This is a genomic window from Glaciecola sp. SC05, from assembly GCF_041380235.1.
In the GTDB taxonomy this organism is placed as follows: domain Bacteria; phylum Pseudomonadota; class Gammaproteobacteria; order Enterobacterales; family Alteromonadaceae; genus Glaciecola.
In genome coordinates, this window is the sequence record NZ_JBGIYY010000002.1 from 18,065 (window position 1) to 34,804 (window position 16,740).

At 43.3% G+C, this 16,740-nt stretch carries 13 protein-coding genes; 8 read left to right on the forward strand and 5 right to left on the reverse strand.

Annotation, left to right across the window (positions count from 1 at the left end; all coding sequences use genetic code 11):
- Positions 1-20: 20 nt before the first annotated feature.
- The 6 genes from AB9H30_RS01825 to AB9H30_RS01850 all read left to right on the forward strand — a co-directional run bounded on the left by AB9H30_RS01825 (position 21) and on the right by AB9H30_RS01850 (position 5,361).
- A complete protein-coding gene (locus AB9H30_RS01825) occupies positions 21-1,826 on the forward strand; it encodes an acyl-CoA dehydrogenase (RefSeq protein ID WP_371192919.1) in 1,806 nt (601 codons plus the stop codon).
- Positions 1,827-1,831: 5 nt separating this feature from the next.
- A complete protein-coding gene (locus AB9H30_RS01830) occupies positions 1,832-2,836 on the forward strand; it encodes an NADP-dependent oxidoreductase (RefSeq protein ID WP_371192920.1) in 1,005 nt (334 codons plus the stop codon).
- A 2-nt stretch (positions 2,837-2,838) separates the two neighbouring features.
- Positions 2,839-3,606, forward strand: a complete 768-nt coding sequence (locus AB9H30_RS01835) for an SDR family NAD(P)-dependent oxidoreductase (RefSeq protein WP_371192921.1) — start codon at positions 2,839-2,841, stop codon at positions 3,604-3,606.
- A gap of 86 nt (positions 3,607-3,692) precedes the next feature.
- Entirely contained in the window at positions 3,693-4,454 is a 762-nt protein-coding gene (locus AB9H30_RS01840) for an SDR family oxidoreductase (protein WP_371192922.1), read from the forward strand.
- 81 nt (positions 4,455-4,535) lie between these two features.
- Positions 4,536-5,000 carry a chalcone isomerase family protein gene (locus tag AB9H30_RS01845; protein WP_371192923.1) on the forward strand — a complete coding sequence of 155 codons (465 nt, stop codon included), beginning with the start codon at positions 4,536-4,538 and terminating at the stop codon, positions 4,998-5,000.
- A 79-nt stretch (positions 5,001-5,079) separates the two neighbouring features.
- Complete coding sequence (locus AB9H30_RS01850) at positions 5,080-5,361, forward strand: hypothetical protein (protein WP_371192924.1); 282 nt, start codon at positions 5,080-5,082, stop codon at positions 5,359-5,361.
- Positions 5,362-5,508: 147 nt separating this feature from the next.
- Here the strand turns inward: AB9H30_RS01850 and AB9H30_RS01855 are convergent, their stop codons facing one another.
- From AB9H30_RS01855 to AB9H30_RS01870, 4 genes are all read right to left on the reverse strand, one after another.
- Entirely contained in the window at positions 5,509-7,434 is a 1,926-nt protein-coding gene (locus tag AB9H30_RS01855) for a methyl-accepting chemotaxis protein (protein ID WP_371192925.1), read from the reverse strand.
- Positions 7,435-7,512: 78 nt separating this feature from the next.
- The gene (locus tag AB9H30_RS01860; RefSeq protein ID WP_371192926.1) at positions 7,513-8,679 is read right to left on the reverse strand and encodes a DcaP family trimeric outer membrane transporter; all 1,167 of its coding nucleotides are present in this window, start codon (positions 8,677-8,679) and stop codon (positions 7,513-7,515) included.
- 750 nt (positions 8,680-9,429) lie between these two features.
- Positions 9,430-10,626 carry an aromatic amino acid transaminase gene (locus AB9H30_RS01865; RefSeq protein ID WP_371192927.1) on the reverse strand — a complete coding sequence of 399 codons (1,197 nt, stop codon included), beginning with the start codon at positions 10,624-10,626 and terminating at the stop codon, positions 9,430-9,432.
- Between the two features lie 227 nt (positions 10,627-10,853).
- Positions 10,854-11,627, reverse strand: a complete 774-nt coding sequence (locus AB9H30_RS01870) for an NRDE family protein (protein WP_371192928.1) — start codon at positions 11,625-11,627, stop codon at positions 10,854-10,856.
- Between the two features lie 143 nt (positions 11,628-11,770).
- Here AB9H30_RS01870 and AB9H30_RS01875 point away from each other — a divergent pair, with 143 nt between their 5' ends.
- Positions 11,771-13,018 (forward strand): cystathionine gamma-synthase family protein, encoded by a 1,248-nt coding sequence (locus AB9H30_RS01875; RefSeq protein ID WP_371192929.1) that lies wholly within the window; start codon positions 11,771-11,773, stop codon positions 13,016-13,018.
- Positions 13,019-13,314: 296 nt separating this feature from the next.
- On the opposite strand, the gene AB9H30_RS01880 is transcribed toward AB9H30_RS01875, so the two are convergent.
- Positions 13,315-13,869 (reverse strand): glutathione peroxidase, encoded by a 555-nt coding sequence (locus AB9H30_RS01880; protein WP_371192930.1) that lies wholly within the window; start codon positions 13,867-13,869, stop codon positions 13,315-13,317.
- A 201-nt stretch (positions 13,870-14,070) separates the two neighbouring features.
- Between AB9H30_RS01880 and AB9H30_RS01885 the strand changes: the two genes are divergently transcribed.
- Positions 14,071-16,587: a prolyl oligopeptidase family serine peptidase gene (locus AB9H30_RS01885; RefSeq protein WP_371192931.1), complete on the forward strand. Its 2,517-nt coding sequence runs from the start codon at positions 14,071-14,073 to the stop codon at positions 16,585-16,587.
- The last annotated feature ends 153 nt before the right edge of the window (positions 16,588-16,740 follow it).

Here is a 16,740-nt window from a genome sequence, read left to right on the forward strand (position 1 = left end):
CATTTTAAGGTGAGGCACTAATGGCAGCAGATACATTAATTCATGATATGGAGCTATCGTTCCAATTATATGACGTACTCAACTGTGAATCTTTGTGTGAACATGAAAAGTTTGCAGACCACAATCGTGAGACCTTTGATGCAGTAATTGATACTGCTCATAAAATGGCGGCTAACTTGTTTTTGCCGCATAACCACATTGCCGATAAGCAAGAGCCGACATTCGATGGCAAAAAAGTCAGCATGATCCCCGATGTAAAGGTGGCTTATGATGCGTTCAGAGAAGCCGGCTTTATCGCCGGTCGCTATTCGTTTGAAGACGGCGGTATGCAATTGCCAGAATCTGTGATGACCGCTGTGTCGGGTTACTTCATGGCCGCAAACCCATCTACTACCGGTTATGGATTTTTAACGGCAGCGGCGATTAATGTTATCAGCCACTTTGCCAAAGATGAGCTAAAGCAGCAGTTTATGCCGAAAATGCTCACTGGGGATTTTACCGGCACGATGGCCTTAACAGAGCCCCATGCTGGTAGCTCACTTACTGATATTTTGACCACCGCTGTCAAGCAAGACGACGGTAGCTATCGCATAAAAGGGTCAAAAATCTATATTTCTGGTGGAGAGCATGAGCTGTCAGACAATATCGTGCACTTAGTATTAGCAAAAATACCAGGCGGCCCTCCCGGAGTAAAAGGGATTTCTTTATTTGTGGTACCTAAATACAGACTCGATGCCGACGGTAACCCAGCCGATAGAAACGATGTTCAGCTTGCTGGATTGCTACATAAACTGGGCTACAGAGGCACTACATCAACTGCACTCACCTTTGGCGAAAATGATGATTGTCATGGCTATATTGTGGGCGAAGAACACTTCGGTCTGCGCTATATGTTTATGATGATGAACGAAGCGCGCATTGGCGTAGGCTTTGGAGCAGCGATGATTGGCTATCGTGGTTACCAATATTCACTCGACTATGCAAAAGACCGCACACAAGGCCGTGTGGCACCCAATAACAAACCTGAAGACGCCGCCGCGCCGATTATTCTGCACGGCGACGTGAAGCGCATGTTGCTAGCACAAAAAGCATACAGCGAAGGCGGTATGGCTTTGTGCTTATATGGGTCGAACTTGATTGATCGCGTCAATACCTGCGCAGACGCAAGCGAAAAAGAGGGCCTGCAAGAACTTCTAGATTTACTCACTCCGGTATTAAAAGCTTGGCCATCAGAATACGGTCCCAAGGCCAATGACTTAGGTATCCAGGTATTAGGCGGCTCTGGCTATACCCGTGAGTATTTTTCTGAGCAGTTTTGGCGTGACAATCGTTTGAATCCGATTCATGAAGGAACCAACGGTATTCAAGCGCTAGATTTAACTTTCCGTAAGCTTTGGCAGAAAAATGGTTTAGGTTTAAAGGTTTTACAGCAAGAAATTCAGCGCGACTTGTCGGCTATCACTACGCCTGAATCGGCAGCTATGGCGAAAAAATTAGGCATCTACTTAGGCAAACTACATGAGCTACTAAGCCATGTAGCCGTTGCCCTGCAAAGCGAAAAGCAAGTCACGTTAACCGCAAATGCACAAGCAATGATGAACGCATTTGCCACTATTGTGGTGAGCTGGATTTGGATCCGTCAGGCCAGTGTGGCCGAAAAACTGGTGAACAGCGCTGGCAGCGACTCGGCTAAAGCTTTCTATTTGGGCAAAGTGCAGGCTGCAAAATACTTTATGGATTGGGAGTTGCCAACGATTGAGCGCGACTTACAACTTTTACACAACAACAGCGACGTCTGCGCACAAATGCAAGCAGACTGGTTTTAAGGAGAATGAATATGAACAAACAGTGGAAATTAAAATCTCGTCCAGTAGGTGAGCCAACCTTAGAAAATTGGGAATTTAGTGAAGGCGAAGTCCCTAGTATTAGCGATGGCGAATTACTGGTAAAAGTACACTATGTTTCGTTAGATCCAGCGATGCGCGGTTGGTTAAATGACGCAAAATCGTATATCGAGCCGGTGCAAATTGGTGATGTTATGCGTGCCGGTACCGTTGGCGAAGTGGTCGAAAGTAAAAACGCACATTTTGCTGTAGGCGATTTTGTGGTTGGGCACGGTGGCGTCCAGCAATATGCGGTTACCGATGGCAAAGGCGTACATAAGGTCGACCCTAAACTAGCTCCTCTATCTACATATTTAGGGGTGTTGGGCATGCCTGGCATGACCGGTTATTTTGGTTTACTTAAGTCAGGAGAGCCAAAAGCAGGTGAAACCGTGGTGGTTTCTGGTGCAGCTGGCGCGGTAGGTGGTTTGGTTGGCCAAATCGCAAAGATTAAAGGATGCCGCGTAGTCGGTATTGCCGGCGGCGAAGCAAAATGTAAGTTTTTGATTGATGAGCTCGGTTTTGATGCGGCTATCGATTACAAAAACGAAAACGTAAAAAAAGCCCTGAAACAAGCATGTCCAGAAGGTATTGATGTATTTTTTGACAATGTTGGCGGCGATATTCTAGATGATGTCTTAACTCGTATAAACTTTAAAGCGCGCATTGTTATTTGTGGCGCGATTAGCCAATACAATAATACGACCCCAGTGAAAGGTCCTTCAAACTATCTGTCGTTATTAGTCAATCGCGCTCGCATGGAAGGTATTGTGGTATTTGACAACATTAAAGAATACCCCGTTGCGATGAAAGAAATCGGTGGCTGGATCCAGTCCGGCGAAATGAAAGTCAAAGAGCATATTGTTGACGGCATAGAAACCTTTCCAGATACCCTAATGATGCTGTTTAAAGGCGAAAACTTTGGCAAGCTTATGTTGAAAGTAGGGGAGTAATTATGGGCCATCCTGCAGCAAACGTTGAAGGTAAAAAAATACTCATCACAGGAGGCGCCTCTGGAATAGGCGCCGCTAGTGCACTATTACTTGCCGAGCGTGGCGCAAAAGTGGTCATTGCCGATTTATCAGAGCAAGCTGGAAACGAGGTTGCTGAACAAGCTTCAGCTAAAGGCCAAAGCATTGTTTTCCATAAAGTGGATGTGGCAGACGGCGAATCAGTAAGGGCTTTATTTGCATTTGCAATGGAGCAATTGGGCGGTTTAGACGTGGTGTTAAATAATGCGGGTATCGACCATAAACCCGCTCCTATGCATGAACTGAGCGACGATGATTTTGATCGCAACATTGCGGTTAATCTAAAGGGCGTTTGGCACTGCATGCGCGCTGCTATTCCTTGTCTATTGCCTAAAGGTGGTCATGTTATTAACGTTGCATCGGTAGCCGGCCTTCGTTCTTCACCCATGATCTCTGCCTACAGTGCGTCTAAACATGGCGTTATGGGGCTAACAAAATCAGCTGCTATCGAGTATGCAAAAGCGAACATCCGTTTTAATGCGGTGTGTCCGAGCTTTACCGATACGCCTATGGTGCAAAATACTTTGGCGCAATTAGACGAACGAGCACAAAACGCCATTATAAAAGCAAGTCCTATGCGTCGACTAGGAAGAGTCGAAGAGATATCGGGCGCTGTCGCATGGTTGTGCAGCGACGAGAGCAGCTTTATGAATGGGCATGCCTTTACGCTAGATGGCGGCATGTTGGCCTAAATTGATACTGCAGCGCATAACGATGTATTAATGATCAGTTGTTATGCAATAGTGGTGAACTCAGCAAATGTAGCGGAGATAATAAGATGAAAGATTTATTTGATTTAAGCGGCAGAGTGGCAGTCGTAACCGGTGCTAGCCGCGGGATTGGCGAGTCGATTGCGCGTTTGTTAGCCGACAAAGGTGCTCACGTTATAGTATCGAGCCGTAAACTAGAAGCCTGTGAAGAAGTGGCGCAAAGCATTCGAGAAAACGGCGGTAAAGCAAGTGCATTTGCTTGTCATGTAGGTGAGATGGAGCAAATTTCGGCCTTGTTCGAGCACATTAAGAGTGAGTTTGGCAAAATTGATATTTTGGTAAACAATGCTGCCGCTAATCCGTACTTTGGGCACATTCTAGATACCGACTTAGCAGCATATAGCAAAACAGTTGATGTCAATATTCGCGGATATTTCTTTATGTCGACCGAAGCGGGCAAAATGATGCGTGAACAGGGCAGCGGTGTGATTTTAAACACTGCGTCAGTAAATGGCGTAACTCCGGGCGATATGCAGGGTATTTATAGTGTAACTAAAGCCGCCGTCATCAGCATGACCAAAGCCTTTGCCAAAGAATGCGGTAGGCATAACATTCGGGTAAATGCCTTGTTGCCAGGCTTAACCGATACAAAGTTCGCCTCGGCGTTAACCACGAACGATCATATTCTGAAAACAGCGCTTAAACAGATCCCGTTGGGCCGTGTAGCTCACCCTGACGAAATGGCTGGAACGGTTCTTTATTTGGTGTCAGATGCCTCTAGTTTTACAACAGGGGCATGCGTGATCGTTGACGGCGGGATGATCGCTTAGCCATGCATGACATATAAAAGCGCAGGTCTAACCTGCGTTTTTTTGTAAACATCACCGAAGACTACCTAGAGGACCAACTGCATGGCAAAAAGTACACAAATTATTGAGCAGCACGTGCCCAAAGCAAAATTAGTTGGTAAGGCCAGACTCAAAGTTCTATTTTGGAATGTATATGACTCAGAACTCTATGCTCAAGATGGGGTATGGACTCCTGATCAGCCTTTTGCGCTTTCACTCCAATATTTGCGCGACCTTCAAGGTAGAGACATCGCCAAACGCTCAATCGAAGAAATGCGTAAGCAGGGTTTTAGCGATGAAGTGGCAATGACACGTTGGCACGACACATTGCTCAACATCATCCCAAACGTCAGTAATAACTCTACCGTCGTGGGCATTCAAGATGCCAATAAAAGCACTATTTTATATCATAACGATAACCTGCTAGGTGAAGTCTCTGAGCCGCTGTTTACTGAATGGTTTTTCAATATTTGGTTGGGAGAAAAAACGTCTCAGCCGGCACTTCGTAGACAGTTGCTTGGAGCTTAGTATGCAATAACTAATGCATTGCATTTTTTATTAGCGTAGTCTTTAAACATCAAAAAAAGCGTAGACTTAGAGTGTTTTTATGAATGTAGACAAGGCAAAAAAACTTATCGCAAAGCAGGTTAAAAAAGGCGATAAAGGCTATCCGAAGATTGCTATAGAATATTTCGGAGCAAGCACCGAATGTGCAACTCACGTCGCGCTAAGATTTACCTTAGAAGAGGGCGCGGAAGTACAAGAAGAAGTGTTCTCTAGCAAAACTGACGTCCGTGAGAGCGAAGTGATTCAATCAGCGATTGTAAAAGTTATTCAGCGAGCAGATGCTAAGACGGTTGTCGAAGTACAGGGCGTTTCAGCCTTGTAAAAATGTAATATGAGTCGATAAGTAATCGTTTAGCTTCATAACTGAATAAAAGCACACAATAGCTAATCAAACAAAGACCCCCATGTGTGGAGTCTTTGTTTAAATTAACAAATACGTCTTTAATTTATTATCAATGAATCGGTGGTTTTAGGATCTTCTAGTATAGCCCGTAAGCTTGTCTTGCATTTGTTGCGCTAGCGTCGATAGTTCGTCACACATTGCTTTCATATCACTAGCGCTGCTTAGGTTCTCTTCGCTAATGATGTGCACTTTATCAATGCTTCTTTTAATTTCCATCGAGACTTCTTTTTGTTGACTAGCCATGCTTGAAGTGGCGCTGTTAAGCACTCTAATTTCATCAACAGCAACCAAAGCTTGTTGTAACACTTCTCCCGTTCTCGATGTTGATTGAACGGTTTCAAGCGCCGACTCTTTATTACTAGCCATCGCCATAGAGGCTTCTTTACTGCCAGCCTGTAACTTTTCAATCATTTTTCTAATTTCTTCAGTTGATGTTTGTGTGCGGCTAGCAAGTGATCTTACTTCGTCAGCCACAACGGCGAATCCTCGGCCTTGCTCACCCGCGCGCGCGGCCTCTATAGCAGCGTTAAGTGCTAGTAAATTAGTTTGTTCGGCAATATTGCGGATTACTTCCATTACACCACTAATCTCTTCACTTGAGCGGGCAAGATCTTCAATTACCAGCACTGAGCTTTCAGTTTTTTCTGCCTGACCTTTAATGTCAATTATTGTATTGTTTAGGGTTTGTACACTGAGATTCGTTTCTTTGTCTGCGCTTGCAGCAGCAAAGTCAGCTTTGTTAGTGTTCTCTTCAACAGCAATCGCTTTTTCTTCTAAAAGTGACGCAGAATGGTTAACAGAGTTAACTTCTTCAGATAATTTATTGACTGATGTTTGAGTTGTGCTCGCTAGCGCATTTAGGGCAAAGGTTTTTTCAATTAACTTGTGAGCAGTTGATTCTACGTCCGTTATTGTCTCTTGAACTTTCGCAAAAAGTTTGTTTAGTTCTTTACCCATTTGTCCAAATTCATCATTTTGTTCTTCACTAAACCTCAGAGTTAAATCGTTGTTGCCACTTGAAATTCCCCTTATTGAAGCCGTGTATTGCTCAATACGCTGGCCCACTATTTTTTTCAATAAAAAGAATACGGTTATAAGAATGAAAATGCCAGTTATTAGTTGTTCGCCGGCTACCCATAAAACAGCACTAAAAATAGTATCTGAGACTTCAGTTGAGTCTGCAGCAAAAATAATGTTATATCCCCACTTATCAAACCTAACCTCAGTTATTTCCCAACCCTCTCGATTTTCTATTGCTTGAGAAACCTGTTCTATTGACATGTGGTCAGAATGAGACCGAATATTATTGTTGCCATCAACTAAGGCAATAAAGCCATTGTTTAAAATCCGACTGGTTTCTATCGTTTTTGATATTGCTTCAAGATCGGCTGAATAACCAACGTACCAAATTCCGATGGTTATTCCTGCATCGTTTTTCATTGGTGCATACCCTGTCAAAAACGGATTTCCTAAAATATCAACTGCGCCAAAATATGCGTTGCCTTTATTTATTTCCTGAATAGCTTTTCCTGTTGAACTAAGGGTTGTACCAATAGCTCGCTGCCCATTGTTAATTACATTTGTACTTATTCGGACGTAATCTTGACCTGTTTTGCTGAAAATTGTAGCAGTGCCGTCCATAATATCGGTGAGGCCGTCTACTAATTCAAAGTTATTGCCTTGCGGCGTATCGCCAATCACTATGTTATTAGCGCGTATTCCATTTACATCAACCGTGCCGCTTATTTTTACTTGACCTAGTTCTGTGCTCATTTTTTTGAGCAGACGCATACTGTTTTGCACACGTTCGGCCATGATAAGATCGGTGGTGTTTAAAAGGTCGTGTATATGAGACTTTTGTTTACTAATTTGGTCATCAATGTTTTGTTGAATTTTATTAGCATTATCTATGCCGGTGAATGTGGCCAATATGATCACAAATGCTAATATTACTGTCGCCACTGAATAGAAAAATTTCTGCTGTATTGTCATGGTTTATGCCTTGTGATTTTAACTATTAGTTTAATTAAATGTTCGTTCAAAAGAATGTGTGCTGTAGCGTAAATGTTTTCAAAAACTATACTTAGCCATAAATTGTAAGCGGGTCATATCACCACTTATACCCGATTCAATTTCACGGTTAGCTCTTTTTATTTCGGCACCGAATGTAATTTTTGCTACAGGGGAGTACATGATATTGGCACTAACACTATAAGTGCTTTGAGTGGCTGTTGCCCCTGTCAGGGCAATGTCATTATCAACAGACAAAGCAGCAAACATAAAATTGCTTCTGATCTTTCCAGACCATACCTTTCTGTAGGCTATCGTAAAACCGCTTGATTCGATTGCAGATAGGTTCGAGTTACTATCTAATACAGCTCCATTGCTGGCATTAATAGCTAAATAGCGACCTAAACCGATACCACTGGTAAAGGATATTCGCAGGTCATCCCTATCTCCCACATAAATTTTTGAATTCATACTAATGCCGTATGAAGACGCGCTTTCGTCTATTGTTGCTGTTTCATAACTTAGTTGACGTAAAAGCGTGGCGACTGAGAAATGTCCCCAATCTGCCTTATGGGTATATCGTACGACGGCATCAGGAATAAAACCATCGTCTGATACTATGCGTGCACCGCCACCAAATGGTGTAATTGTTGACTCAGAATTTTCTAAGGCAAATTCCCATGCCCCTGTTTGGTAACGCAATAATGCTTGGCGGTTGAATGCAATGCCGTCGGGTACACCGATAAAATCAACGCTTTCGGGCAAGGTTTTTATGTCTTGAAATGTTGTCCAGGTTTGTCCTATCGTCCATCCGCTGTATTCAACAAACGCATGTCGAATTCGAGGCACATACGAGTTACTGACTCTTTCATTACCACCAGGCGTTACTAAAAAATCTAACTCGAATATACCTTTAATAATGTTGTTATTTCCAGCATCGGTTGTGCTGGTAAAGCGAAAACGAGTTTGCTTTGCATGAGCATCAAATTGAGTACTCTCTTTTACGCCTCCAACAGGAGTCGCACCAGGTACATAAAAGTCTCGGCCTAAACTTTGTGCCGGTAGTGTGCCATTGGAATAATTACTAAATAATGCATCAACTTTTATTGAACCCGTCAAACCGAACTCGGTGTCCGATATTAGGTCAGCGTTTGCATTTGCGCTTAGCATTAAAGCGCCGATCGTAGTGCCTAAAAACGTATGAACCTTTATTTTTGAGTAGTACATTTTTTTGCCTTAATTTGTTTGCTTGTAAACGAACTTGATAAACAAGCATTGATGTAAATTAAATCTTTCGTCGCATGTGTGCTTATGAAAAAATTACATTTACACACTTCAAGCTTAACTAAAGGCAAGTACTTAATTGCGGCTAATCATCGCTCAGTGAGTATAAACCTCGGTTTCATTAATCTGGCGATAATGAAGCTTGATGTTTGGCTTAAAAAGTAAGTTTTTTCTACTTTAGGTTAACTACTCATTGACTTTTTTCTTGAGAGGTAATTTGCTTAGATATGAAAATAATGGGCACTGTTTCGATCTAAGGCCTCGGTAAACGCTCTAAATCATGACTTTAAGGAGCTTAAGGGTTTATCGATTATCATTCGTTTTTTTGATGAAATTTAAAAAATAGTAGAGTTGTGCGCGAAAACGGCTTGAACTTTCAATTGTATTGCAATCAAAACGAAGCAATTGCTCATCATGAATTTTCATATGAGTAAAGCATCACTAATAAGTGACTTTTAAACTCTCAATTGTTAGATATCATGTTAGAGGTCATCGGCTTCGATTGAATTTATTAAGGTTTTTTATACGCGCCCCACTGCAACATCAATTTTCTGGTTAAAGTGGTACTGTTATTTGGTGTAAAAAATGGACATTAATCGGTCAAGATGAAAGTGAGACTGTAAAACTGGATTACATAAATGTAGGATGCCCATTCAATCGAAATTGACTGGGCATTTGTGTTTTAAGGGTTATCTAAGCTTTTAACGTAGCGGCAATCGCCTTCGCCAGCGCTTCAACATTCGATTTACTAATACCCGCGATATTGACTCTGCTTGAATCTACAAAGTAGACGCTGTGCTCACTGCGCAAGTGCTGCACGTGCTCAGGCGAGATGCATAAAAACGAAAACATTCCTTTTTGCTCATTGATAAAGCTGAAGTCTTTATCCACGCCCTGCATCGATAGGTTTTCTACTAGGAGCTGACGCAGGGTAATCATGCGCTCGCGCATCTCAGATACTTCTGACTTCCATATTTGATTCAACGCCCCATCGGCTAAAATGATATCTACCAATGCGCCGCCATATGAGGGAGGCATTGAGTAAATTCCGCGGGCGACAGATTGGATCTGAGATTGCGCAATTTTGGCAACTGAAGCATCTTTGGTAATAATAGCTGCAAGGCCAACACGCTCGCGGTACAGCCCGAAGTTTTTGCTGCACGAAGCGGCGACGATCATTTCATCTACACTATCGGCAAGTAGGCGAAGACCATAGGCGTCTTCTTCTAGGCCATCGCCAAAACCTTGATAAGCGACATCTACAAAGGGTAAGAACCCGTTAGTGCTGGCAAGCGCAGCCACGGCCTGCCATTGCTGATTGCTTAAATCTGCACCGGTAGGGTTATGACAGCAGCCGTGCAGCAATACGACATCGCCTTTTTTCACATCTTTTAGGCAGTCCATCATTTCGTCGAATTTAATAGTCGCCTTTGCTTTATCAAAATATGGATAGGTTTTTAGCGTAATACCGGCATCCCCGAGAAGTGGCATATGGTTCGCCCAAGTGGGGTCACTTACCCATACTACGGTGTCTTTATTACAGCGGATGAGCAGTTCAGCCAATATGCGCAGCGCACCACAGCCGCCAGGTGCTTGAACCGCGGCGACGCGTTTGTCAGCCAATACTTGACTGTCTTTGCCAAACATTAGGTCTAACATACCGTTAATGTAGCCTTGGTGACCTTGCGGCGTAATGTACACCTTAGAGGTTTCACGGCCTTGTAATACGGCTTGTGCCATACTCACGGCTTTTAAAATTGGGGTGTTGCCATGTTCGTCTTTGTATACACCTACACCTAAATCAATCTTATGTGGGCTGGGGTCTTCTTTGAATGCAGCAGAAAGGCCAAGAATAGGATCGGGAGACAGAGCGGGTAATGTTTCGAACACGAGCTAAATTCCTTTAAAAGTAAGTAATAAGATGATTCGCCTACCGAATGGTGACTATCGTCAATGGTCAATGTGACTGGCTCTCATTATGCCTGAATGGTTTAAAAACTCTAAGCATAAATACGCGCAATTCCATCTCTATGCGTCTTGAACATCACATTTGACAAATTAGTGTCGATGTAAGTTTGTACTGTTAACAGCCATCATCATCCTAGGTGATGCGGCGGCTATTGTGTATCAAGTTTGAATAAATAGGTTTGTTGGTCAATTAATTTAGCGTGTGCATCAAAACTACGCTCTTGCCAAAATACCTGTCGATAGCTGTCAAGCAGTAAAACGGTGCTAGAGCGCGTCCCATAGTCTGGTGATTCGATAAAGATTGAAGACAATCGGCGCTCCCATTCAATTGGTACACCTGTTTGCGGTAATACTTCGTCTTCGGGCTTGGTGTTGTTGCCTAATAAATCAAATAAGTGCTCTATGTTTAAATCAGAGGTTTGCTGACAATATTTGGCAAGTTCGCTGCGGCCTAGGTCGAGTTTTGGCCAGGGTGAGTTTAAGTTAGCATTAGATAAGCCATAGACGCCATTAGTTAGAGGGTAAACGGAGTCTTCAAAATTATTGTAAACCTGCAAGTCATCTAGCTGTCCGAATAGCAAATTATAGCCGTTGTATTCGCTGGCTTTAGACGATAAGCGTTTTAAATAGTCGTCATCAGAGTAATCTTTTGCCAGAAAATCCATGACTAATTCACCTCTGCTAACGGCATCGCTGCGCTCTTGGCCTGGCGCTCTGATATTAGTCAGTGCGGCTAATTTCCCTTGTTTTGATACGCCCATCCAGCTTCCACCCGCCTGCATGTCTTTTCCGGCGAGCACTTTTGGATGCTGCTGCCAAAAACCAGATGGCTGGGTTGGACGCGCATGAAATTCATCACGGTTAGCCGCGACTATGAGAGGGAAATCTGGATGTTGTTCGACGCCAATAAATAAAATACACATAAATAATAAGAACTAACACAACTAATTTATAACAATGCTGGCTATACAATAGAGACTACATTCGCTAACATCAAACAAATTCTGAGTTTTCCTATTCTGGCTCTGCAATTTCTTCCTTTGGACTAGTAAAAGAACCCTAAACTGTGAATAAACGCGTTAATAATACTCAACTAGTGCACGCCGACCGCTTACTTAATCGTCCGCAGCATGGCGCAGTGCATGAAGCTACTAATAACTCAGTTTTATTTGAGTTTGAAGACGTGGCAGATTTAGAAGCGGTATTTCAGGGTAAAAAGCCCGGACATGTTTATTCACGCAGCTCATCAAGCTCCGCGGTGTCATTGCAAAATATGCTCAATGATATTGAGGGCGGAGCAGGAGCAGTTGCCTTTGCGACCGGAATGGCAGGGATTAGCAGTATGGTTTATTCGCTGCTCCAAGCCGGTGATCATATTATTGTGAGCCAGTATTTGTTCGGCAATACTCGAAGTTTCTTTCAAACACTGTCTAATTTTTCGGTTAACGTGAGTTATGTTGATGTCACAGATGCAGAGAATATAAAAAATGCGCTTACACCAAGCACCAAAATGGTGTTCTGTGAATCAATTGCTAACCCTGTTACGCAAGTCAGTGATCTAGAGGGAATAGGGGCTTTATGCCATCAACATGGTATTTTGTTTGTCATTGATAACACCATGACTCCATCGCCAATGCTAGATGCCAAAGCTTTAAAAGCCTCTTTAGTCGCCACGTCTTTAACCAAGTATATAGCGGGTCATGGCAGTGTTTTAGGCGGGGTGGTCGTCGATTTAGGTAATTACGACTGGCGCCAATATCAGAACATTGACGACAAATATAAGGTTGCTGATCCTGCACAGTGGGGATTAACTCAAATACGTAAACGTGGACTACGCGACATGGGAGCCACACTGGCGCCAGGTTCGGCAAGTCAAATTGCGATTGGCCTCGAAACGCTAAATCTACGCATGCATCAAACATGCAATAACGCGATGGCTCTGGCGACCTTTTTTGAAAATGAAAGGTCGGTTAAACAGGTTTTTTACCCGGGCTTAAGTGAGCATCCTCAGCACGAAAGGGCAACCCGTTTGTTCAATCACCAATACGGTGGAATACTCAGTATTGAGCTGGCCGACTCACTGGATATGCGAGTGTTTTTAAATGCTTTGAAACTGGTGATTTGTGCGACGCATTTAGGAGATACACGCACCTTAGCGCTACCTATCGCTACTACAGTTTTCTACGAAAACGGCCCTGAGCAAAGAGCTGTGATGGGAATATCCGACAAACTTATTCGCATGAGTATTGGGATAGAAAATGTTGCAGATTTGATTGACGATATTCAGCAAGCACTTAAGCTCGCCGCGGTTTAACCCTGCAGCAATCTAAACGCTAGCATTTATTGTGCCTGAAACATGTTCGCGGCATCCCAAAAAAATTTATAAAATTTTAAAAAAATAATGAACCAAATTATTTATTACAGCACTAATACATACTTAGAGCTGGTGAGTAAGTCACTGGTTTTTAGTGTGTTCCTAGTTGAGTGTGTTGATGGCCCCGCGAAAGCGGGGCTTTTTTATGTCTAAGATAGCTGGTAAGTAACATAGTCTGGTCGTTTCACAGACAAAAAAATAGCCCCAATTGGAGCTATTTGTGTTGCATTTGCTTTCTACTCTGATGTGTTACTAGCGGCTAATGCTGCATTAAGGTCTTTCAAGAAATCTTCATCATCAGGTCTGGTGCGTGAGCCGTAATGAGTCACGTTGCCATTTTTATCCATAAGATATTTATTAAAGTTCCACTTTGGCGATTTACCCGTCTGCTCGGCGAGCTTCGCATATAGCGGGTCGGCATTTTTACCGCGTACTGAGATTGGCTCGAACATTGGGAAGTTTACGCCATAAGTCAATTCACAGACTTCTGCAGTCTTGCTTTCGTCGGCGTATTCTTGAGCGAAGTCGTTAGACGGAAAGCCTAATACAACAAAACCGTCGTCTTTACGTTGCGTATAAAGCGCTTCTAGGCCCTCAAACTGCGGGGTAAAACCACATTTACTTGCAGTATTTACGAATAACACTGTTTTGCCAGCATACTCAGAGCATAGGTTAACTACCTCTTGTGAGTTCAACTTGCGCTTCATATGTTTTAATACGTCTGGGCACTGATTTGCATTAGCGGTGGTGGCGGCTAAAATAAGCGCCACTGCAGTAATTAATTTTTTCATGGTTTTTATCCTTTACTGTTTAACTCAAAACAGAGCTGGCGAATGGCGTGTATTGTCATTCCATCGCATAATATGTACCGTTTAATATTGCAGATGATTTTATTTAGATCACAAGCGTGTAAACTATGGTCGAGATTATCGCATAAGTCGTATAGATTTATGTAACTAATAACGCCTATCACTTCTTTAAAAAATAATAAGATGAAACGACCTATGAAGACAGTTAAATTAAGTGCCCTCGTAATCGCCCTAGGATTCATCAGTGCGTGTACTGCCACTGATAACAATGTAAGCAGCGTCAACTCACCAAACAATGGATCGTCTGCAGCATTCCCCACTGCAACCGTTACTCAGCAAACGCAAAACCCTTCGGCTTCAGTAAGCCAACAGGTTGAGCTGACTATGGAACAAATCATGTCAGACCCAGACTGGTTAGGCAGACAACCAGAAGATGCATTCTTTTCGCCCGACTCAAAGCACATAATATATGAGCGCAAGCAAGAGGGTTCAGTCATCAGAGATTTGTTCAGAACCGATGCGCAATCTGGGAATGGCTCAAAAGTGCCATTAACTGAACTGCATGAAGTGTCATACGACGATTGGATTGATGATAAAGACCAAAGCTTTGTTGCTTGGATATACGAGGGTGATGTGTTTGCGCAGATTCGCGGCACTGACAAGGTCATTCAATTGACTCGCGACAGCGCACAGGCCGACAACCTCCAATATTTCAAGAATACGGGTGTCTCATTTCAGGTTGGCAATGGCTTTTACAGCATCGATATCGACGGCGGTAACTATCAACAGTTGTTAAGTTGGGATTTTAACGACGCACCGCAAGCCGTGAAACCGCCTAAAGACTACATCGCACAAGAGCAATTAAAGTTAATTGAATACGTGAATGTTCAGCGAAAAAACCGTCAAGCTCGTGAAGATTTACGTAACGCTATTAAAGCGCAAAACGATGCAGTGATGGGCACTGAGATATATTTTGACAAGGCTTATACGAATGTTTTGGCGAGTTTATCGCCGGATGGTAAATATGCCGTTGTGGTTATTCGCGAAAACACGCCTACGCGCAACGATAGCGATATTATGCCAGACTACATCGAAGAAGATGGTCGAATCGCTGCACAGCAGGTGAGGCAGCGTGTTGCTGATGCAAAACCCGTTAGCCATGAAGTTTACCTTGTTGATGTAGCCAATAACAGCAAGCGCAAAATTAGCTATGTGAATCTGCCGGGCTATAACGAAGACGTGCTAGAAAACGAAAAACGTGAAAACGCACAAGCCCGCGGCGAAAAATACGAAGCTAACCGTTTACCTCGCGACATTGGCTTATTGTTTGACTGGTACGCCACTGAAATGCCTATTCGCTGGCACGATAACGCTACGCACGTAGCACTCATGCTAGAAGCATGGGACAACAAAGACCGCTGGATTGTGACCCTTGACGCTACCTCAGATAGCGCGTTTACCACTCAACATCGCATGCACGATGACGCTTGGGTTAATTATCGATTCAACCAGTTTGGTTGGTTAGAAGATTCAGCTGTTTTGTATTTGTTATCTGAAGAATCGGGCTACTCACACCTTTATCTCAAACCCTTAGACGGTGACTTGAAACAAATTACCTCGGGCAACTATGTGGTAGACGACGTGTATATCTCAAAGGATGATCGTTTTGCATTTTATCGTGCGAATGTGAAACATCCTGGGATATTTGAAGTGTATCGAACTGAGCTTGCTACAGGAAATACTGAAGCCCTTACTGATTTAAACGGCATGACTGAGTTCGTATTAAGCCCTGATGAATCGACCTTGGTGCTCACACACAGTAAGTTAACCATGCCTCCAGAGCTTTATACCAAGCCAGCAGACACCACTACAAAAGCTGTTCGTTTGACTAACACGGTAAGTGATGCGTTTTTGTCTATTGATTGGAAAGCTCCGTCAATTGTTGCAGTGCCCTCGAGCCATACTGACCAACCCATATACTCAAGAGTCTACTTGCCAGAGAACCTCGAAGCAGAGAAACGACGCGCGGTCGTGTTTAATCACGGTGCAGGTTACCTGCAAAATGCGCATTTAGGCTGGTCGGGATACTTCAGAGAGTTTATGTACCATAATTTGCTTATTTCACAAGGTTATGTAGTGCTTGATATGGACTTTAGAGCATCCGCTGGCTATGGCAGAGACTGGCGCACGGCTATTTATCGCCAAATGGGCACGCCAGAAGTGCAAGACTTAAAAGATGGTGTAGATTGGCTCGTTGAAAATGCCAATGTAGATCGCGGTCGAATAGGCACGTATGGAGGCTCTTACGGTGGTTTTTTAACCTTCATGGCATTGTTTAATGAGCCTGAGCTGTTTCAAGCGGGCGCGGCGCTGCGTCCGGTTTCTGATTGGGCACACTACAACTTGCCGTATACCTCTAATATCTTAAACCACCCTGATGCAGACCCTTTGGCCTATGAGCGTAGCTCACCCATCTATTTTGCAGAAGGTTTAAATAAGCCGCTGTTAATGAATGCACCAATGGTCGACAATAACGTTTTCTTTGTTGATGTGGTTAGATTGGTTCAGCGTTTAATTGAACTTGAAAAGGTCGATTTTGAAACCGCCATTTACCCTGTAGAGCCTCATGGCTTTGTGCAGCCGAGTTCATGGTTAGATGAATACCGCAGAATACATAAGCTGTTTGAAACCCACCTGTAATGGTATTTGCGCATGCCTTTTTATAATAGGCATGCGCTTTTTACATCACTTATCCCAAGTTGGGGCTACTTAGAACCGATATTGAATCATTCGCTGAGTTAGGAGAACGCGGCGCTTTGCAATCGCTGCAAAGTGAAGTGCACGACTATCGTC

Excerpts from the sequence above, each read along its gene's own strand:
- AB9H30_RS01825 (WP_371192919.1), top strand. The coding sequence starts at position 21 with ATGGCAGCAGATACATTAATTCATGATATGGAGCTATCGTTCCAATTA.
- AB9H30_RS01830 (WP_371192920.1), top strand. The coding sequence starts at position 1,832 with ATGAATATGAACAAACAGTGGAAATTAAAATCTCGTCCAGTAGGTGAG.
- AB9H30_RS01835 (WP_371192921.1), top strand. The coding sequence starts at position 2,839 with ATGGGCCATCCTGCAGCAAACGTTGAAGGTAAAAAAATACTCATCACA.
- AB9H30_RS01840 (WP_371192922.1), top strand. The coding sequence starts at position 3,693 with ATGAAAGATTTATTTGATTTAAGCGGCAGAGTGGCAGTCGTAACCGGT.
- AB9H30_RS01845 (WP_371192923.1), top strand. The coding sequence starts at position 4,536 with ATGGCAAAAAGTACACAAATTATTGAGCAGCACGTGCCCAAAGCAAAA.
- AB9H30_RS01850 (WP_371192924.1), top strand. The coding sequence starts at position 5,080 with ATGAATGTAGACAAGGCAAAAAAACTTATCGCAAAGCAGGTTAAAAAA.
- AB9H30_RS01855 (WP_371192925.1), bottom strand. The coding sequence starts at position 7,434 with ATGACAATACAGCAGAAATTTTTCTATTCAGTGGCGACAGTAATATTA.
- AB9H30_RS01860 (WP_371192926.1), bottom strand. The coding sequence starts at position 8,679 with ATGTACTACTCAAAAATAAAGGTTCATACGTTTTTAGGCACTACGATC.
- AB9H30_RS01870 (WP_371192928.1), bottom strand. The coding sequence starts at position 11,627 with ATGTGTATTTTATTTATTGGCGTCGAACAACATCCAGATTTCCCTCTC.
- AB9H30_RS01880 (WP_371192930.1), bottom strand. The coding sequence starts at position 13,869 with ATGAAAAAATTAATTACTGCAGTGGCGCTTATTTTAGCCGCCACCACC.
- AB9H30_RS01885 (WP_371192931.1), top strand. The coding sequence starts at position 14,071 with ATGAAACGACCTATGAAGACAGTTAAATTAAGTGCCCTCGTAATCGCC.